The organism is Jejudonia soesokkakensis, assembly GCF_042664795.1.
GTDB lineage: Bacteria > Bacteroidota > Bacteroidia > Flavobacteriales > Flavobacteriaceae > Jejudonia > Jejudonia soesokkakensis.
The window spans coordinates 98,575-116,744 of sequence record NZ_JBHTBN010000005.1 but is presented as its reverse complement, the minus strand read 5'-3'; the positions used below and the strand labels follow the sequence as shown (position 1 = coordinate 116,744).

At 36.8% G+C, this 18,170-nt stretch carries 19 protein-coding genes; 8 read left to right on the top strand and 11 right to left on the bottom strand.

The window, feature by feature from the left end; all coding sequences use genetic code 11:
- Positions 1-3: 3 nt before the first annotated feature.
- Entirely contained in the window at positions 4-702 is a 699-nt protein-coding gene (gene radC / locus ACFQO1_RS10365; protein ID WP_380217983.1) for a RadC family protein, read from the bottom strand.
- Positions 703-778: 76 nt separating this feature from the next.
- On the opposite strand from radC, the gene ACFQO1_RS10360 reads away from it, so the two are divergent.
- Together ACFQO1_RS10360 and ACFQO1_RS10355 are read left to right on the top strand one after the other, a co-directional pair.
- Complete coding sequence (locus ACFQO1_RS10360) at positions 779-1,228, top strand: DUF1569 domain-containing protein (protein ID WP_380217982.1); 450 nt, start codon at positions 779-781, stop codon at positions 1,226-1,228.
- 373 nt (positions 1,229-1,601) lie between these two features.
- On the top strand, positions 1,602-2,198 hold the full coding sequence (locus tag ACFQO1_RS10355; RefSeq protein ID WP_380217981.1) for an FMN-binding negative transcriptional regulator: 597 nt from the start codon (positions 1,602-1,604) through the stop codon (positions 2,196-2,198).
- 1 nt (position 2,199) lies between these two features.
- Here ACFQO1_RS10355 and ACFQO1_RS10350 read toward each other — a convergent pair whose 3' ends face one another.
- The 7 genes from ACFQO1_RS10350 to ACFQO1_RS10320 all read right to left on the bottom strand — a co-directional run bounded on the left by ACFQO1_RS10350 (position 2,200) and on the right by ACFQO1_RS10320 (position 8,287).
- Positions 2,200-2,703 carry a hypothetical protein gene (locus tag ACFQO1_RS10350; protein WP_380217980.1) on the bottom strand — a complete coding sequence of 168 codons (504 nt, stop codon included), beginning with the start codon at positions 2,701-2,703 and terminating at the stop codon, positions 2,200-2,202.
- Positions 2,704-2,795: 92 nt separating this feature from the next.
- Positions 2,796-3,434, bottom strand: coding sequence for a hypothetical protein (locus ACFQO1_RS10345; RefSeq protein WP_380217979.1), 639 nt, complete (start codon positions 3,432-3,434; stop codon positions 2,796-2,798).
- Between the two features lie 145 nt (positions 3,435-3,579).
- Positions 3,580-4,935: a UDP-N-acetylmuramate--L-alanine ligase gene (locus tag ACFQO1_RS10340; RefSeq protein ID WP_380217977.1), complete on the bottom strand. Its 1,356-nt coding sequence runs from the start codon at positions 4,933-4,935 to the stop codon at positions 3,580-3,582.
- Between the two features lie 98 nt (positions 4,936-5,033).
- Complete coding sequence (locus ACFQO1_RS10335) at positions 5,034-5,987, bottom strand: tetratricopeptide repeat protein (RefSeq protein ID WP_380217975.1); 954 nt, start codon at positions 5,985-5,987, stop codon at positions 5,034-5,036.
- A gap of 24 nt (positions 5,988-6,011) precedes the next feature.
- Positions 6,012-6,533 (bottom strand): DUF4136 domain-containing protein, encoded by a 522-nt coding sequence (locus tag ACFQO1_RS10330; RefSeq protein ID WP_380217974.1) that lies wholly within the window; start codon positions 6,531-6,533, stop codon positions 6,012-6,014.
- 59 nt (positions 6,534-6,592) lie between these two features.
- On the bottom strand, positions 6,593-7,606 hold the full coding sequence (obgE, locus tag ACFQO1_RS10325; RefSeq protein WP_380217973.1) for a GTPase ObgE: 1,014 nt from the start codon (positions 7,604-7,606) through the stop codon (positions 6,593-6,595).
- A 102-nt stretch (positions 7,607-7,708) separates the two neighbouring features.
- On the bottom strand, positions 7,709-8,287 hold the full coding sequence (locus ACFQO1_RS10320; RefSeq protein ID WP_380217972.1) for an adenylate kinase: 579 nt from the start codon (positions 8,285-8,287) through the stop codon (positions 7,709-7,711).
- Positions 8,288-8,449: 162 nt separating this feature from the next.
- On the opposite strand from ACFQO1_RS10320, the gene ACFQO1_RS10315 reads away from it, so the two are divergent.
- Positions 8,450-9,607 (top strand): 5-(carboxyamino)imidazole ribonucleotide synthase, encoded by a 1,158-nt coding sequence (locus ACFQO1_RS10315; protein ID WP_380217971.1) that lies wholly within the window; start codon positions 8,450-8,452, stop codon positions 9,605-9,607.
- A 35-nt stretch (positions 9,608-9,642) separates the two neighbouring features.
- Here ACFQO1_RS10315 and alaS read toward each other — a convergent pair whose 3' ends face one another.
- Complete coding sequence (alaS, locus tag ACFQO1_RS10310; protein WP_380217970.1) at positions 9,643-12,258, bottom strand: alanine--tRNA ligase; 2,616 nt, start codon at positions 12,256-12,258, stop codon at positions 9,643-9,645.
- A gap of 120 nt (positions 12,259-12,378) precedes the next feature.
- Between alaS and ACFQO1_RS10305 the strand changes: the two genes are divergently transcribed.
- The 5 genes from ACFQO1_RS10305 to ACFQO1_RS10285 are packed head-to-tail and all read left to right on the top strand — an operon-like array spanning position 12,379 to position 15,595.
- Positions 12,379-13,356 carry a M23 family metallopeptidase gene (locus ACFQO1_RS10305; protein WP_380217969.1) on the top strand — a complete coding sequence of 326 codons (978 nt, stop codon included), beginning with the start codon at positions 12,379-12,381 and terminating at the stop codon, positions 13,354-13,356.
- Between the two features lie 42 nt (positions 13,357-13,398).
- Positions 13,399-13,728, top strand: a complete 330-nt coding sequence (locus ACFQO1_RS10300; protein WP_380217968.1) for a MerR family transcriptional regulator — start codon at positions 13,399-13,401, stop codon at positions 13,726-13,728.
- Positions 13,729-13,739: 11 nt separating this feature from the next.
- A complete protein-coding gene (locus ACFQO1_RS10295) occupies positions 13,740-14,339 on the top strand; it encodes a LemA family protein (protein ID WP_380217967.1) in 600 nt (199 codons plus the stop codon).
- Positions 14,339-14,782: a TPM domain-containing protein gene (locus ACFQO1_RS10290; protein WP_380217966.1), complete on the top strand. Its 444-nt coding sequence runs from the start codon at positions 14,339-14,341 to the stop codon at positions 14,780-14,782. Before ACFQO1_RS10295 ends, ACFQO1_RS10290 begins: the two co-directional genes overlap by 1 nt.
- 15 nt (positions 14,783-14,797) lie before the next feature.
- Positions 14,798-15,595, top strand: coding sequence for a TPM domain-containing protein (locus tag ACFQO1_RS10285; RefSeq protein ID WP_380217965.1), 798 nt, complete (start codon positions 14,798-14,800; stop codon positions 15,593-15,595).
- Between the two features lie 304 nt (positions 15,596-15,899).
- On the opposite strand, the gene ACFQO1_RS10280 is transcribed toward ACFQO1_RS10285, so the two are convergent.
- A complete protein-coding gene (locus ACFQO1_RS10280; RefSeq protein ID WP_380217964.1) occupies positions 15,900-16,202 on the bottom strand; it encodes a hypothetical protein in 303 nt (100 codons plus the stop codon).
- 6 nt (positions 16,203-16,208) lie between these two features.
- Positions 16,209-18,071 carry a T9SS type A sorting domain-containing protein gene (locus ACFQO1_RS10275; protein ID WP_380217963.1) on the bottom strand — a complete coding sequence of 621 codons (1,863 nt, stop codon included), beginning with the start codon at positions 18,069-18,071 and terminating at the stop codon, positions 16,209-16,211.
- Between the last annotated feature and the right edge of the window lie 99 nt (positions 18,072-18,170).

The window sequence follows — 18,170 nt, the reverse complement described above, 5'->3', positions numbered from 1 at the left end:
ACCTTAGATAAGAGATTCGTCTGCAAAGCTAAAATACGCATTTTCAGTAATGATTAAGTGATCCAGTACTTTAATATCCAGACTTTCTCCGGCAGATTTCATTTTCTGCGTCAAGGTTTTATCTGCAGCACTAGGCGTTAATGTCCCGCTTGGATGGTTGTGAACCAAAATAATTGCGACCGCTCCCAATTGTATTGCATTTTTAAAAGCGATTCGTACATCGACGAGCGTTCCTGTAATTCCGCCTTTACTGAGTTGTGATTTTTGAAGTATTTTATTTGAATTGTTTAGGTATAGAATCCAAAATTCTTCATGTTGTAGATCAGCTAAAATAGGGTGCATTAATTCAAAAACAGAGGTACTGGATGTAATTTTGTTTTTCTTAGCAGCAACTTCACCTCCTCGCCTTCTCCCCAACTCTAAAGCAGCCGCAATTGTAACGGCTTTTGCCACCCCTATTCCTTTAAATTCTTGTAATTGCGCTACCTCTAGCTTTCCTAATTCTTTGAGATTATTAATAACAGAGGCTAGAATTCTTTGACTGAGTGCCACCGCGCTTTCATTCCTGCTACCGCTCCCAATTAAGATCGCTATTAGTTCTGCGTCAGAAAGGGCGCTGCGTCCCTTTAAAAGTAATTTTTCGCGCGGACGATCATCTTCATTCCAATTTTTAATTGAAAATGGTGGTTTTATATCTTTCAAAGCTGAAAGCTAATTAAGAGGGGAGTTTTTCAAATATATAAATAATAGTCTATATTTATTGTTATAAATCTCAACCATGAAATCACTTTTTACTACTGAAGCCTATTCCGAAATCAAGAACAGACTAAATTCAATGTCTGAAACTTCCCAAAGACAGTGGGGAAAAATGACTGCTGGACAAATGGCACATCATTGCCAGAAAGCTTTCTTAGTTCCACTAGAGAAAACCACACCCAAAAAACCTCCTTTATTTATGCGACTCATGATCCCTTTTTTTAAAAAGAGCTTATATAATGATAAGCCATGGAAAAAAGGAATGCCTACGCCTAAAGAGTTTCAGGTTAGGGATGATAGAGATTTTGAAAAGGAACGAGAACGTTTACTTTCTTTGATTGATGAATTTCACCAAAAAGGAGAGGCTCACAACTGGCCCAAACATCCTGCTTTTGGAGAATTTACCACCCAACAATGGGGACAAATGGAGTATAAGCATTTGGACCATCATTTAAGACAATTTGGTGTTTAGCACATTTTGGGTATGTATTGAAGGGGTGGTATGTTTATAAAATTTGTAGCTTGCGTTCACAAATTATATAAACGTAGCGTTAATTTTTCTTAAAGCATTTGGACCATCATTTAAGACAATTTGGGGTATAAGATTAATTATTGGGATTATTGATGGGGTGGTGTATTGAACAAAAATGATAGATTACGAAGCAACATTTTTGAGAAATATACCGTTAAAGAATCTTCAATAAACACCTAGATCGGCGCTTTCTCCATTTTGAAGGTTAAAATATAAATCGAAAAATCTGTATTACTATAGTATAATAAAGCTATAGCGTTTCAGCCTATAATGTAGTACTTTCGTATTTCAAAATTCGTATTTCTACCTTATCATGTATCCACCATCTCATCACCAGTCTCAAGATATTCAAAAAATGATAGCTGTCATTAAAAATTATCCGTTGGGTATGTTAGTTTCAGCAAAAAATGATGAGCCTTTTATAACACATATTCCTATCATCTACAATGACAAAAGTGGCAAACTTGTGGCGCATATCGATAAATTTAATCCGCAGGTTGAAACATTAGTAGATGGAGCAGATGTTACAGTAGTTTTTAAAGGTCCAGACACCTATATCTCGCCCAGTATTTATACAACACAACAATTACCCACCTGGAATTATATCATCGTACATGTAAAAGGAACTATCTCGTTAATCAATGAACCAGAAGCAGCCAAAAATACGATGATTGCGATGACCGAGTTTCTAGAACAACCTGATCAGAAATACATACTCGATAAAGAGAACAAATCGATGGACAGATTCGTAAATTATATTCAGGCATTTGATATTACGATTACAAATTGGGAAGGGAAGTTCAAATTGTCACAGGATAAAAATGCGCAGGATTATGAAAATGCCAAGCAGGAGCTTTTAAAAAATACTCCTTCGACTAAAAGGGTGTTTATTGAAGAAATCTATTTATAACTTAGTCTGGTAAAATCACATTTTCTACAAACAGCGTATAATAAATAGGTCTTGAATCGCTGATTGCTGAAATTGATCTACCTAATAGTCTTTCACATTCTTTATAAGCTAAAACATCTATGCCTTCTGAGGTCTCACTATTAGGAAGAATTACGTAAATCTCATTTGTAGTTAAGTCAAAATATTCACCTTCTGGAGTTCCAAAAACAACCGCTTGAGAGTATTTACCAAATATATCTCCAAAATTATAAGAACCAATCATATAAGGTTCTGAAGCTTGGTTCACAAATTGCAAAATTCCTGCATCATCTTTCAAAAATCCATCTGCTTCACGCACTTTATTATTCCCTATACAATTATCACATGCAGAGCAGGTAGCTATTCCTTGAGAAGAATTTTCAAAAACGTAGTATGTCTTTCCATTGATTATTTCTGTACCCGTAATGGTCGCAATTAGCCTATTGTCAATTTTTTCATAGTCATTTGGATTCCCAGTACGCTTCAATATCTTCAGGTGTAGAGTTATAATCGCTATCACAAGAAATTAATATCAAACAAATAATACTTTAATAAAGGAATTTACACATAATGGTTTAATTAATTAACATTACTGTCAGTTAGCACTAAAAAATATGATGAGTTTGGATTATTAATTGAAGTTACAACCTTTACTACAAGACCTGCTCCAGATTTATAATAGGTTTTTTCAAGATCATGAGAATTATTTCCATTTTCAAAATCTAAAAATGTTTTGTTAAAATCAATGTCTTGAAAATTGCCCATAGGGGTTTCTAACGTAATTACTTCAGGAATGTATTGCCCATACTGTTTATTTAAACCAGTAGCATTAATAAAATAGGGGTCTGAAGTTTGTGTTGTAAATTTTATGACACCATCAGGCCTCACTAGATACCCTAGAGAGTCTCTTACGAAAATATTTCCGACATAATCAACAAGATTAAAATTTACATTATTCCCTTCTTCATTAGTTTCTAAATAGAAAAATATCTTTCCATTAATAGTCTTTTTTCTAGAAATAGAGGTAATAATTTTATATCCTAATGGTTCATAATTACCGGAAGATTCTCTAAATTCAAAAACATCATAGGTCCAGCTATTCCCTAAAGTTAAAGCAAAATAATTTGACGCTTCAATATCTTGAGAACTGGAGTTATCGTTCTTATTACAGGAGATTAAAAAAAAAGGAATAATACTTAATAAAAGCAACTTATACATAATGATTTGTTTGAAATTAAGTATTAATCAAGTATAAGCATTTTCTTTAATGACAATACCAAATTCTTTGATATTCTATTTTAAAGATGCATTGAATCAATAAACGTTGCGTAGATAAATTATAAGTAAATTTACAATTAGAACCTTAAATCAAATACTCTTTCACTTCCTCAAAATCCAATCCTCCATAATTTCCACTGCTCATTAACAATAAGGATGTATCCTTGAAGTCTTGTGAAAATAAATAGGTTTTAAAATCGGTTGGATTGGTAAAGACTACTAAATCATTTCTGTCAAAAGCTGCTTCTATTTGTTCATGTTTAATTTCTTCCAACCCTTTTATCATAACCGCATGTGGTGAATAAAACACTACTGCTGTATCTGCAGCATCCAGAGCTCCTCTGTATTCCTTGAGAAACTCAGGGTTTAAACTACTGTAAGTGTGGAGCTCAAGACATGCAATGAGTTTTCTTTCGGGAAACTGGTTTTTTACTGCAGCAGTGGTTGCCATTACCTTACTAGGAGAATGCGCAAAGTCTTTGTATGCGATTGCCGTTTCACTTTCCGCTATTTTTTCCAGACGTTTACTCGCTCCTTTAAAAGTAGCGATGGCTTCATAGAAATCATCTGCGTCGACACCCATTAACTGACAAATCCATCGGGCCCCTTCTAGATTATTCAGATTGTGTTTTCCAAACACTTCAATAGGCATAGGACCTTCAAGCGTTTCCAGCAAGGTCATTCCATTTTCTACGGAATACTCTGGTGTTTTATAAGGCACTTTTTTTATCGTTGCGGTTGATTCTTCAACTACTCTTTTTACTTCGGAATCTTCAGTATTGTAGACAATAGTTCCGCCATTCGTAATTTCATTCAGAAATATTGAAAATTGTTCTACGTAATTTTCATAGGTAGAAAACACATTAATATGATCCCAGGCGATTCCACTTAATAAAGCAATGTTGGGTTTATACAAATGAAATTTTGGGCGCCTATCAATTGGTGAAGACAAGTATTCGTCCCCTTCCAGGACCATAAAATCGTTGTCGTCGGTTAAATGAACCATCGTTTCAAATCCTTCCAGTTGGGCACCTACCATATAATCAACTTCTTTCTCATGATAATGCATCACATGTAAAATCATAGATGTGATTGTGGTTTTTCCGTGTGAACCTCCAATTACAACACGAGTCTTATGTTTGGATTGCTCATATAAGAATTCTGGGTAGCTATAAATTTTTATATTAAGTGCTTTAGCCTTTAATAGCTCTGGGTTGTCTTCTTTGGCGTGCATTCCCAAAATAACAGCATCCAGATCTGAAGTAACATTTCCTGTAAACCAACCATATTTTTCTGGCAATAATCCTTTTGCAGCCAACCTGCTTTTTGAAGGATCAAAAATCTCATCATCACTTCCTGTTACTTGATATCCTTTGTTATGCAACGCTAACGCAAGGTTATGCATCGCGCTTCCGCCTATGGCAATAAAATGTACTTTCATCTTTGAATGGAGAAATTTAAAAATTGGTTGATAATGAGGTATTTTCTAAAACGATCTTGTAAAGTTATAAGAAAATTACTGTTTAAAGTAAGAATATTTTACAATGCCTCAATACGTTTCTTTTCCTTTAAAGCTTCATCAAAATCGGGACGGTCCTTTAGAGCTTTATTGATCCAGACTAAAGCCGTCGCTTTTTTTCCTTGATTTTTATAAATTTGAGCCATACGGTAATACGCCCAGTCTTTAGGAACGCCATCCTTAGCCGAATGATTCTCGATATAGGCCTGTAAGCAATTAATCCCTAACTCTGCATCCAGATTATATTGAGCCGCAATCTTACCTATCTGATAATTTAATTGGTTTCTTTTGTGAATTTTGAGCGATTGTGAAGCAGTTTCCATTGCTTCTTTGGGCTTATTGTTCTTCTCGTAATGTTCAGTTAGTTTTTCGTAGGTCGTTGGCGAACCACCAATCTCAATGGCTTTTTTATAAAATTTTTCGGCATCTTTTGGGCGGTCACTATATTCTGCAATATATCCATTGGCCAAATAGCCATCGACGGGAGAAATCTTAGCTAATTGGTTTGCATATTTAATCGCCTTGCTTTCGCTTCCGCCAATAATGCCTGGTAACTGTATGTAGAACTCTACCAATGCCCAGCGCACCTCTATATGGTTAGGATCAAGCCTTGCAGCTGTTTCAAATTCAGATTTAATATCGCCAATATAGGTGGCTGCTCGAATTCGGCTGATGGATAATGCTTTCATTCCTAATGCGCCGCCATGTTTAAAGTGATAATTGGCACTTTTATCATTTTTCTCTACTAAGACTTCATAATAATCGATGGCAGTATCCCAATCTTTATAATAGCCCGCAATATCGCCCAGATATTCCATCGTTTTCTCGTGAGAAGGATGTTCAGCTAGATACTTTTCAAAAAGGGGTTTAGCCTTACTGAATTGCTCCTTTTTAAAATAATTTTCGGCATTCTGAAAATCGGTTTGTGCCATTACTATTGAAGGTATAAAAAATAGAAAAAATAGATATTTCATAAAATAGGTTTGTAGTACTGTTTTTTATTTCTTTTTAGGAGGATATTTAGACAATGACTTCTGAAGCACCGAAAAATAATGTAACTGTCGTTGTTCTGGTGAAGCTTTTTCCTTATACTCTCCATCGATAACGGCTTGCCAGATTAAATCGTCTCTGGCTGCATCAATAAAGTCAATGGTCAATTCTTGATTCACTACTTTACCTCCAATAGGAATACCACCGCTCACCCCTACGCCTACATTTCCGCCACCACTACCTACACCAATTCCAATTGTATTACGAGAATTAGATACAGTTTCACGGGCAAAAAAATTAATAAGAAATTGGGGGCTTTCAGACTTTGTAAATCCCCGGGATTGCAGTATGCTATCGGTAGCTTGTATAATACGCTTATCGTCTAACTGATTTAAACCAGAATTTATCGTAGGGAAATAATTATAAGAAGTGTATTGAGAAAAGTCGGTTTGTTTGTCATAATCAATCCCTACGCTTGCTCCGCAGGAAACAAGTAGGGTTGTAAGCAAGAATGCATATATAGTTTTCATGGTAATAGTTTCTATGCTAAAGCTACGCAAAAAGTACGCCAAGAGATTGTAAAGGAACGTTAATGCACCGAAGTTTCATTCAACATCTTCCAAAGGGTATCTTTTAACTCCATCAATCCCTGTTGTGCTACTGAAGAAAAGAACAAATACGGAATGCCTTTAAATTCTTTGTCTAATAACTCTTTCATTTCTGCTTTTAACTCCTCATCGAGCATGTCGCTTTTTGAAATCCCAACCAATTTATCTTTATCCAACAATTCGGGATTGTAGCGTTTTAATTCGTCCAAAAGTATTTCATACTGTTCTTTGATATCTGGCGCATCTGCAGGAATCAAAAATAACAAGGTTGAATTGCGTTCAATATGACGTAGAAAATAATGTCCTAGCCCGCGACCTTCTGCAGCACCTTCAATAATTCCAGGAATATCGGCCATCACAAACGTCTGAAAGTTGCGATATTCCACAATACCCAAATTAGGTTTTAGTGTTGTAAACTCATAATTAGCAACCTTAGGCTTTGCTGCTGTAATTACTGAAAGTAAGGTAGATTTACCTGCATTTGGAAAACCTACAAGTCCCACATCTGCCAACACTTTCATTTCTAACGTAAAGTTAGCTTCTTCGCCATCCATTCCTGGTTGTGCATACCGAGGCGTCTGATTGGTAGCCGATTTAAAATGTGCATTTCCTCTTCCCCCTTTGCCCCCTTCTGCTATAATTAACTCTTCTCCATGTTCCAACAATTCTTTTAGGGTTTCGCCAGTGTCTGTGTTTTTAATCACAGTCCCTAGCGGCACATCAATATATACATCTTCTCCATCGGCTCCTGTACTGGTTTGTTTGCTTCCTGCACCTCCGTGACCCGCTCTAAAGTGACGCTTAAATTTTAAATGGTATAACGTCCACATATTTTCATTGGCCTTCAAAATCACGTGACCGCCACGTCCCCCATCACCTCCATCGGGACCTCCTTTTGGAATGTATTTTTCTCTACGTAAATGCGCACTCCCTTGTCCTCCCTTTCCGGAAGAAACATGGATCTTTACGTAGTCTACAAAATTGCCTTCTGTCATGGTTACTTCCCGCACTGGCGAGAATCTTTTATAATTTAGGAAGTCACTCCTAAAGTCCCCATAAAGGGACAGTTAAAAATAAAACATTTATAAATAAAGAAACTACAGCTCGTCTATGACATCACTTAAACGCTCGGTAATTTCTTCAACACTACCCACACCATCAACACCATAATACTTTTCATCGGTTTGATAGTATTCTTTTAAAATATCTGTTTTTCTATAATATTCTGCAATACGCTCACGAATCACTTCTTCATTCGCATCGTCTGCACGACCACTTGACTTTCCTCTTTCGAGTAATCGTTCTACCAAGACCTCATCTTCGACTTCTAAAGCTACCATCGCATCTACTTGGGTGTTTTTCTCTTTCAGAAACTCTCGTAAAACTTGTGCTTGCGCTTTGGTACGCGGATACCCATCAAAAATAAAACCTTTTGGATTTTCTTCCATACGTCTCGACACTTCAGCCTTCAACATATCGTTAGTCACAGAATCGGGCACCAAATGTCCTTTTTCAGTATAGTTTTTTGCTAATTTTCCAAGGTCGGTTCCATTTTTCATATGGTAACGAAACATATCTCCTGTAGAAAGATGAATCAGATTATATTTTTCTTTTAATACTTCTGCTTGCGTTCCTTTTCCTGCGCCTGGAGGGCCAAATAATACAATATTTTTCATTTTCAATTCCCGTACAGACGGGTATCTTTTTACTGTTAGGTTCTTATCATTTTTTCCGAAGAAATTTTTACACCAATTCCACATACGAATGCATAATAAGATTCAATTAATTCTTTAAGGCTGCAAAGATACCTATTTCAAAGAAGATTGTACCTTTGTAGTATGGCAAATTATTTTTCTTCAAACTTTACACTTGGTATTTTAGGCGGCGGACAATTAGGCAAGATGTTGTTGTATGAAACCCGCAAATTTGACATTAAAACGCATGTGCTGGACCCGAGTTATGAGGCTCCTTGTAAAATCGCCTGTGATGCATTTCAGCAAGGAGATCTAATGGATTATGATACGGTATATAACTTCGGAAAGAAAGTAGATGTGCTCACTTTTGAAATTGAAGGAGTTAATATTGATGCATTGGCAAAACTTGAAGCCGAAGGAAAAAAAGTATATCCTTCTGCTGAAACTTTAAAAAACATACAAGATAAAGGGGTTCAGAAGCAATTTTATAAGCAACATAAAATTCCAACATCTCCATTTTTGGTATTTAAAGATAAGTTTGAGTTGACGGAGGCTATCGTTCGGAAAGATCTTAGTTTTCCTTTTGTGTGGAAAAGCTGCACTGGCGGTTATGACGGCAAAGGGGTTTCGGTGGTACGCACCGAAGAAGATGTGATTCCATTGGCCGAAGGCGCTTGTATAGCAGAGAAGCTTATTTCATTTAAAAATGAACTGGCAGTGATTGTCGTTCGGAATCCTTCAGGAGAAGTGAAAACATATCCAGTGGTCGAAATGGAGTTTCATCCAGAAGCCAATCAAGTAGAATATGTCATTTGCCCGGCTCGGATTGACGATTCTGTTTCAGAAAAAGCTAGAAACATCGCTATAAAAGTTTCCGAAGCCTTTAAACACGTAGGATTATTGGCTGTGGAACTATTTCAGACCGAAGATGATGAAATTCTGGTAAACGAAGTGGCTCCAAGACCACACAATAGCGGACATTACAGTATCGAAGCAAGTTATACTAATCAATTTGAGCAACAGATTCGTGCTATTTTGGATCTTCCGTTAGGCAAAACCGAAAGTAAAGTGGGCGGAATTATGGTCAACCTTGTAGGAGCCGAAGGTCACACAGGAGAGGTTGTTTACAAAAACATCGAAAAAATTATGGCGATGGATGGTGTTACTCCGCATATCTACGGAAAGAAACAAACCCGCCCTTTTAGAAAAATGGGGCATGTCACAATTGTACACGAGGATCTCGCTGAAGCTCGTAAAATAGCAGAAAAGGTTAAGAATACGATTGAAGTGGTTGCAAAATAATTTGCAGTCTGCAAGTGTAGTTTCTCGTATTAAAATTAATTCAAATAACTTTTCACTGCTTCCAACGCCTTTTCGATTCCGTCTGGGTTTTTACCACCAGCCGTTGCGAAAAATGGTTGCCCGCCACCGCCACCTTGGATATGTTTTCCAAGTTCACGTACAATTTGACCCGCATTCAAATTCTTAGATTTCACTATTTCTTTATCAATATAACAGGTCAATAGTGCTTTTCCTTCCTGTTTGGAACCAAATAATAAAAACAAGTTGTCTACCTCGCCACCCAATTCGAAAGCAAGATCTTTCATGCCGTTAGCATCGAGGTCTAATTCTTTAGCTAAGAAATTCACTCCATGAACTTCGGAAATTTCATTTTTAAGATCGCCCTTTATATTCTTTGCTTTATCTTTTAATAGCTGTGCAACTTGCTTCTGAAGTACGTTATTTTCTTCTTGCAGACTATTTACCGCTTTGACAGGATCTTGTGCATTGTTTAAACTTTTCTGAACTTCAGCAAAAGCAGTACTTCTATCGATAAAATAGTTTTTTGCAGCATCACCAGTGATGGCTTCGATACGTCGAATACCGCTTGCTACAGCACTTTCCGAAGTAATAATAAAATGCCAGATCTTACCAGTAGCAGGAACATGGGTTCCACCACATAATTCCATAGACTTTCCAAATTTGATAGCTCGTACCGCGTCCCCGTATTTCTCACCAAATAAAGCAATAGCGCCTTCATCAATTGCTTGCTGATATGGAATGGCCCTACGCTCTTCCAGTTCCAAATTTTCCTGTATTCGTGCATTTACAAAATCTTCTACTTGCCGTAGTTCTTCATCGGTTACTTTAGAAAAGTGAGAAAAATCGAAACGCAAACTACGACTATGCACCATAGACCCTTTTTGGGTTACATGAGTTCCCAATATGTTTCGAAGTGCTTGATGTAATAAATGCGTAGCTGTATGATTGGAAGCACTTCGGTTGCGCTGTTTTTCGTCAACGATTGCTTTAAAATCTCCTTCAGGATTCCGAGGAAGATTCTTTGCAAAATGTATAATTAAATTGCTTTCTTTCTTGGTATCGATAATATAAGTTACTTCTCCATTGGAAGCTTCCAAATAGCCTTTATCCCCTACTTGTCCTCCACCTTCAGGGTAAAAGGGGGTTAAATTAAAAACCAATTGATACAACTCCCCATCCTTTTTGCTTTTTACTTTTCGGTAGCGTGTGATTTTTACATTGGTTTCTAAAGTATCATAACCTACAAATTCTTCCACATCATCTTCAGCCAAAATAATCCAATCGCCAGTTGACACTTTTGTAGCAGAACGGGAGCGATCTTTTTGTTCTTTTAATGCAGCTTCAAAACCTTTTTCATCTAATTCTAACCCACGCTCTCTCAAGATAAGCGCCGTAAGGTCGATGGGGAATCCAAAAGTATCGTACAACTCAAAGGCTTTGGAACCTTCAATGGTTTTTCCGTTTGATTCAGAAATAATTGTATCTAATAATATAAGTCCTTGATCCAGTGTTCGAAGAAAAGATGCTTCTTCTTCTTTGATCACATTTGATATAAGATTGTTCTCTTGCACCAATTCTGGAAATGCTTCTCCCATTTGTTTGGTTAAGGTATGAACCAGTTTATAAATAAAAGGTTTTTTAGTGTCTAGGAATGTAAAACCGTAGCGGATTGCCCGTCGCAGAATTCTTCTAATTACATAACCTGCACCGGTATTGCTAGGCAATTGACCATCGGCAATAGAAAAAGCTACTGCACGAAGGTGGTCTGCAATGACGCGAATAGCAACGTCTGTTTTTTCAAAAGTGCCGTAAGTGCTATTCGTAATAGCTTCAATTTCTCTTATAATAGGCGTAAAAACATCGGTATCGTAGTTTGAAGTTACATTTTGCAACACCATACATAAGCGCTCAAAGCCCATTCCAGTATCGATATGTTTGTTAGGCAAGGTGTGCAACGAACCATCTGCCTTTCGGTTGTATTGCATAAATACAAGGTTCCAGATCTCCACAACTTGAGGATGATCCATATTGACGAGAGACTTACCGTCCACTTTTGCTTTTTCTTCAGCAGAACGAATATCCACATGAATTTCACTGCAAGGTCCGCAGGGTCCTTGCTCGCCCATTTCCCAAAAATTATCTTTTTTATTCCCTTTTAAGATTCGGTCTTCAGCAATAAATTTTTTCCAGATATCGTAGGCTTCCGTATCCATTGCAAGGTTGTCGTCATCATCACTACCTTCAAAAACAGTTACATAAAGAATATCTTTATCTATTTTAAACACCTCTGTTAACAACTCCCATGCCCAGGCGATTGCTTCTTCTTTAAAATAATCTCCAAAACTCCAGTTGCCCAACATTTCGAATAAGGTGTGGTGGTACGTATCGTACCCTACTTCTTCAAGATCATTATGTTTTCCTGAAACGCGCAGACATTTTTGAGTATCTGCAATTCGATTGTTTTTAGGAGTAGCGTTTCCGAGGAAATATTCTTTAAAGGGCGCCATTCCAGAATTGACAAACATGAGAGTTGGGTCGTCTTTTAGCACCATGGGCGCCGATGGCACAATGGTATGAGATTTTGACTTAAAAAATTCTAAAAACTGGGAACGTATTTCCTGTGATTTCATCAACGCTATTTTCTCAAATTATAGGCAGTATGGGTATGCCAAAAACAATTTCTATATTTGTGTAACGTTACAACGTGTAATGCTACCTATCAACGAGCAAAAATAAGTTTTTTTTAGCGTATGTCTAAGGTTAAATATTACTATGATAGCGAAACACTATCCTATCGCAAAATAGAGAAGAAAAAAGGTCGGAAATTTGGTATCTTTTTTCTGAGTTTATTAGGAATGATCTTAAGTGGATTTCTATTGCTCTTGGTCTATCTTAACTTACCTTATGTTGAAACTCCTAAAGAAAAGGCCTTAAAAAGAGAACTTGCTAATTCACAACTTCAGTTTGAATTATTGAATAAAAAAATGCAGGAAGCCGAAGAGGTTTTAACCGAAGTAGCTGAGCGTGACAATAATTTATATCGTATCTATTTTGAAGCCAATCCTATACCCGAAGAACAGCGTAAAGCTGGTTTTGGGGGAATAAACCGGTATAAAGACCTGGAAGGTTTTGACAATTCTAATTTAATTATCAATACTAGCAAGCGGTTGGATATTCTAACCAAACAAATTGTAGTACAAAGTAAATCACTGGATGAAATTGCAGCTCTGGCAGAAGAAAAAGAAAAACTACTAGCAGCTATTCCTGCGATCCAACCTGTAAACAATGAAGACCTTACCCGTATGGCGTCTGGCTATGGATACAGAACCGATCCATTTACAAAAGCACGAAAGTTTCACTACGGAATGGATTTTACCGCACCCCGAGGAACTCCTGTATATGCAGCTGGTGATGGCAGAGTAGAACGAGCAGATAATACGGCTTCTGGCTACGGAAACCATATTCGAATAGATCATGGCTACGGATACGAAAGTCTCTATGCGCATTTATATAAATACAATGTACGAGCCGGACAAACAGTTAAACGTGGTGATTTAATTGGATTTGTAGGAAGTACAGGTAGATCGGAAGCACCACACCTTCATTACGAAGTATTTAAAGACAATGAACGTATCAACCCAATAAATTTCTACTACGGAAATCTGTCTCCAGAGGAGTTTGCGGATCTTCTGAAAAAATCACAACAGGAAAACCAGTCACTGGATTAACCCTCAAAATTCAGAATTCTTACTTTAGAATTCACTTATAATATGCACATAGAATTGCCCGAAAAAAGATACTATAGCATTGGCGAAGTTGCCAGTGCATTTGATGTAAATACATCGCTTATCCGCTTTTGGGAAAAAGAGTTCGATGTATTGCAGCCCAAAAAAAATGCAAAAGGAAACCGAAAATTTACTCCTTCAGATATTAAAAATTTAGAGCTAATTTTTCATTTGGTAAAAGAACGGGGATTTACGCTCGAAGGTGCTAAAATTAATTTAAAAGAAAACAAGAAAAAGACGTTAGACAATTTTGAGATCATTCGTAAATTAGAGACTGTAAAAGCAGAATTACTTAAAATTAAAGACCAACTATAAACAAACTCATTATGAAAAAATGGATACCTGTCATCATAATTCTGGCTGTTGTATTGATTGCTGGAGCCTACTTGGCAAATTTAAATAACAAACTTGTTCCCCTAGACGAAAATGTACAACAACAATGGGGGAATGTGGAAAGCTCCTATCAGCGACGTGCAGACCTAATTCCGAATATTGTAAGTACAGCTCAGCGGTATGCAGAATTTGAGCAAGAAACATTGACCAAAGTAATCGAAGCACGAAGTAAAGCCACATCGGTCACCATTGACCCTACCAATATTACTCCAGAGAAAATGGCACAGTTTCAGGAAGTGCAAGGAGGTTTAACCTCAGCATTAGCAAGATTATTAGCTGTTTTTGAACGCTATCCAGATCTTAAAGCCAATGAGAATTTCAAGGAACTTATTAACGAATTAGAACGTACCGAAAACCGAATTAATGTAGAGCGCAATCGCTATAATGAAGTTGTCAATCCATATAATGTCACCGTAAATAAGTTTCCGGCAAAAATGTTTGTAGGACTCATCGGTTTTGAAGAAAAACCATATTACAAAGCTGAAGAAGGTAGTGATGAAGCTCCAGATGTTGAAACACTATTTAACAGATAATGGGAAAATCTAAAGTTGAAGACTTCTTAACTGCAAAAGAAGAAGCAGAAATAGTTGAAGCCATACGAATGGCCGAAAAAAATACCTCTGGAGAAATACGTGTACACCTGGAGTCTACTTCAAAAATAGATGCTTTTGACCGTGCAGCCGAAGTTTTTGATTTTTTGCACATGAATAATACCAAGCAAAGCAACGGAGTACTCATCTATGTAGCTGTAGAAGACCGCACCATGGTCATTATGGGCGATAAAGGCATTAATGATGTCGTAGGCCCTAATTTCTGGGAAAGCACCAAAGACATCATTATAGGCCATTTTAAAAATGGGCACATGAAACAAGGACTAGTCAATGGTATTATAAAGGCTGGCGAGCAATTAAAGAAATACTTTCCCTATAAGAAAACAGATATCAATGAGCTTCCCGATGATATTTCTGTTGGGTAATTTTTAGCTATGTTTATGAAACAAATTTTTCAGAAATATAAATTCTTACTATTCATTCTAGTGGGATGTTTTGTTTCTGAAACTGTTTCGGCTCAGTTTGATATTCCTCCGGTTCCTGACAAACAAACTTCATTATACGACTATATAAGCCTATTTAGTACTTCTGAAAAATCTGCTTTAGAAAATAAACTGATTCGCTATGCCGATAGCACCTCTACCCAGATTGTCATGGTGGTGATAAGCACAACTAAAGGAGAAGATATTTCTTTACTTGGAGCTAAATGGGGGCAAAAATGGGGCGTAGGCCAAGCTACCAAAGACAACGGAATTTTTATTATTCTAGCTAAAGACGATCGTAGGGTTGATATCAATACGGGCTACGGAATTGAATATTTAATCAGTGACCGAACTGCAGAGCAAATCATCAATCGGGAAATGATTCCCCAATTTAAAACAGGAAATTACTACAAAGGATTAGATCAAGGTGCCGATGCTATTTTTGAAGCGCTGAAAGGAGAATACAAAGAAGAACGGAAGTTCAAGAAAAAAAATAACGACAACAACATTTTTGTGGTGGTAATGATCATCTTCTTTATTATCATTATCATTCTTCGCTCGCGAAACAAAGGAGGTCGCGGAGGGGGCGGAATTGGAGGGAGTTTACTCGACGTGATTATTTTAAGTAATATGGGACGTACTGGCGGATTTGGCGGGGGCAGTTCTAGGGGCGGAGGAAGTTTTGGAGGCGGCGGCTTCGGCGGGGGCTTTGGCGGGGGCGGATTTGGAGGAGGCGGTGCTTCTGGAGGATGGTAATTTGAATCATGAGAAACGAAATTAGAAATAAAAACACCCTATATATAAAATATTAGCCGACGATTATGGCGGTAGTTGTTTTGTAAAAATGATAATTTGCGAAGCAACATTTTTACAAAACTTTCTGTGTCGCAACTATGGAATCGTAGTTTCAATTATGAAAAAAAACACCCTATATAAAAAGTTAGCCGACAAAAATGGTAGTAGTTGTTTTAGAAAAATGATAGAATGGTAAAAGATGGAAGTTTTTTAAATAGAAAGGCTGCATTTCTGCAGCCCAAATTATGAAAAAATAGACAAAAATTTATTTTGCTTTCATAAGTGTTATACTAATTGGATTTGCTTTATCACATCTGTTTTTCATTTTAAGTGGCTTAAATTGAAATTTTACATTTAGTCCCTCTTTCATATAAGTGTCTTCCAAATTAATGGGATCATAAAGAACAAAACCACTCTCTTCATTAGAAACTTTAATTGTGTAAGCACAATCATTCTCTTCTGCTGAATACAAAATAGTTCCAGATAAAAAATTTTCATCCATTTTACCTTTAGTTGTACAACATGAAAAAAAGAATACCATAAATAACATTGAAATTAATACTTTCATATTGTTTTATTTTACAAGGATTTTCTTGTTTAGTTTGGTCTTTGCATTTCCTATTTCAATAACATAAGTTCCAGATGCAACATTACTTAAATCAATTGTAGTTCTGTACATATTTCCTGTGTCTTTAGAAACTTGATTCTGAAACACTCGTCTTCCAGTTATATCATAAACTGCGAGTCTCAAAATATCACTTGTTCCCGAAGTTTCCAATTGCAAATCAAATATTCTATTATCTTTTGAGGATACCACTAAATTTTGAGAACTTGCATTTAACTCGTCTACCGAAAGTGTTTCAGAAATTTTGAATGAAGCAATTCTAGTTTTTCTAGGTTCTCCTGAATATTCACCAGTAAACCAAAACGTTAAATCATCGACAGGATCTCTTGTAAGTTGTGAATAATCTCCATATCGAGCATTGTCCAGCACCGAAGTAGTTCCTTGAACAATCAAAGTTTCAGCAACTGTCATTTGTCCTAACACATCACCATCTAATCTTCCAGTATAATAAAGCGATGGAAAAGTAGTAGCCCCGGTTTTTGTATAACCCATTCCAATATTTCCTTCTTGATCCATTGCTATCCCCGATAAGAAAACACTTTCACCTCCTGCATCCTGATACGTACCCTCTTGAAATAAAACCCAAGGAGCTACTGGAGTAGCACGACGTAATTCTACCCAACGAATTCCTGAAATTTGACTTCCATCTGTAACCTCAACAGGAAAATTAAATAATAAAGACTCATGGGTTCCAAAGTTATATCGATGTGCTTGAAAATACATAGCAAACACAATAGGATCAATACGTTGATCTGTTCCTGGCTGTTCTAATACCGCAAACGAATCTCCTCCAGTACCTTCTAAAAAAGAATCAAAAGGAGCAAGTGGAATTTCTAATGGAGTTGAAACTGTTGCTCCGGCAGGATTACTCCAATCAATCGAAAGATCCCAAACTTTTACATGATCAACACTCACACCCGTCCATGCATCATCTTGAAACCATACGATAGGAGCTGGACCTGCTGCTATACCTGCTCCTTCTGAATGTACTGGCTGCGGTGCTTGAAAACCTCCAGTTCCAATATATCCAGGCAATGTCAAAGTTGCAATCTCTGCTGTTGGATCTCCATCAATCATTTTTTGCCTGTTAAAAGCATAAAATCTTCCACTTTCTGAAGGATTAAAATTTCCAGTACAAACATAACTATTGCCCCAAATACCGTAGTGAGGATAATCATTTTCAGGAACATCATAACTGTATACAGCAAAAGAACCTGTAGGATCGGGAGTTGTAGAAACTGCTATTTTAAATTGATTGTCATCTGGCAACTGAAATTGAGAGATAAACCAACGGTCTGCTTCTCTATCATAGAGAACGACTGGATCTCCAGAAACAACTCCACCTAAGGGGATATTGATATCTTTAGGAAATCCTGAGGCTTGGACTCCATTTTTATCCCAAACGCTCCAAAGACCGTTTGTCATTTGCACCACATGATTAGGTCCTACTGCCGCTGTTGGGTCTGGCGGACTCACATCCAAATTGATCCCATCAAAATTGACAATTGGTGTGTTTGCTCTTCTTGAAAGTGGGTTTTCTTGAAGCAATGGATCTACACTGGTTTTACTTTCACCAACACTCTCTATGAAAGTTTGTTTTTTTAAGTTTTTAGAACTTTTACCACCTCGTGGCACTTCTCGCTTTTGAACATCCTTAGCCTCAACTTTTGGGTAGGTAGTCATTGGTTGTGTTACAAAAAAATGGTTTGGAGTATTTATTTCAACAACTTCTCCTTTTGAAGATTCTTGTGCTCTAAGAACAAATCCTGCAAATAATAACAGCCCTGCAACAATGTAATTTTTTAATTTCATTTCTATTGAATTTAGATATTGGTTATACTAGAACAAATATGCTAAAAACAAGATCTGGAATATCAAAATTCAACTACGCACTCACTACTCGAAAAATGA

What these genes read in the sequence shown, in the direction of transcription:
- ACFQO1_RS10320 (WP_380217972.1), bottom strand. Translation starts at nt 8,287, where the DNA reads ATGAAAAATATTGTATTATTTGGCCCTCCAGGCGCAGGAAAAGGAACG.
- ACFQO1_RS10360 (WP_380217982.1), top strand. Translation starts at nt 779, where the DNA reads ATGAAATCACTTTTTACTACTGAAGCCTATTCCGAAATCAAGAACAGA.
- ACFQO1_RS10280 (WP_380217964.1), bottom strand. Translation starts at nt 16,202, where the DNA reads ATGAAAGTATTAATTTCAATGTTATTTATGGTATTCTTTTTTTCATGT.
- ACFQO1_RS10290 (WP_380217966.1), top strand. Translation starts at nt 14,339, where the DNA reads ATGGGAAAATCTAAAGTTGAAGACTTCTTAACTGCAAAAGAAGAAGCA.
- ACFQO1_RS10295 (WP_380217967.1), top strand. Translation starts at nt 13,740, where the DNA reads ATGAAAAAATGGATACCTGTCATCATAATTCTGGCTGTTGTATTGATT.
- ACFQO1_RS10345 (WP_380217979.1), bottom strand. Translation starts at nt 3,434, where the DNA reads ATGTATAAGTTGCTTTTATTAAGTATTATTCCTTTTTTTTTAATCTCC.
- ACFQO1_RS10335 (WP_380217975.1), bottom strand. Translation starts at nt 5,987, where the DNA reads ATGAAATATCTATTTTTTCTATTTTTTATACCTTCAATAGTAATGGCA.
- ACFQO1_RS10340 (WP_380217977.1), bottom strand. Translation starts at nt 4,935, where the DNA reads ATGAAAGTACATTTTATTGCCATAGGCGGAAGCGCGATGCATAACCTT.
- alaS (WP_380217970.1), bottom strand. Translation starts at nt 12,258, where the DNA reads ATGAAATCACAGGAAATACGTTCCCAGTTTTTAGAATTTTTTAAGTCA.
- ACFQO1_RS10305 (WP_380217969.1), top strand. Translation starts at nt 12,379, where the DNA reads ATGTCTAAGGTTAAATATTACTATGATAGCGAAACACTATCCTATCGC.
- ACFQO1_RS10355 (WP_380217981.1), top strand. Translation starts at nt 1,602, where the DNA reads ATGTATCCACCATCTCATCACCAGTCTCAAGATATTCAAAAAATGATA.
- obgE (WP_380217973.1), bottom strand. Translation starts at nt 7,606, where the DNA reads ATGACAGAAGGCAATTTTGTAGACTACGTAAAGATCCATGTTTCTTCC.
- ACFQO1_RS10300 (WP_380217968.1), top strand. Translation starts at nt 13,399, where the DNA reads ATGCACATAGAATTGCCCGAAAAAAGATACTATAGCATTGGCGAAGTT.
- ACFQO1_RS10285 (WP_380217965.1), top strand. Translation starts at nt 14,798, where the DNA reads ATGAAACAAATTTTTCAGAAATATAAATTCTTACTATTCATTCTAGTG.
- ACFQO1_RS10315 (WP_380217971.1), top strand. Translation starts at nt 8,450, where the DNA reads ATGGCAAATTATTTTTCTTCAAACTTTACACTTGGTATTTTAGGCGGC.
- ACFQO1_RS10330 (WP_380217974.1), bottom strand. Translation starts at nt 6,533, where the DNA reads ATGAAAACTATATATGCATTCTTGCTTACAACCCTACTTGTTTCCTGC.
- ACFQO1_RS10275 (WP_380217963.1), bottom strand. Translation starts at nt 18,071, where the DNA reads ATGAAATTAAAAAATTACATTGTTGCAGGGCTGTTATTATTTGCAGGA.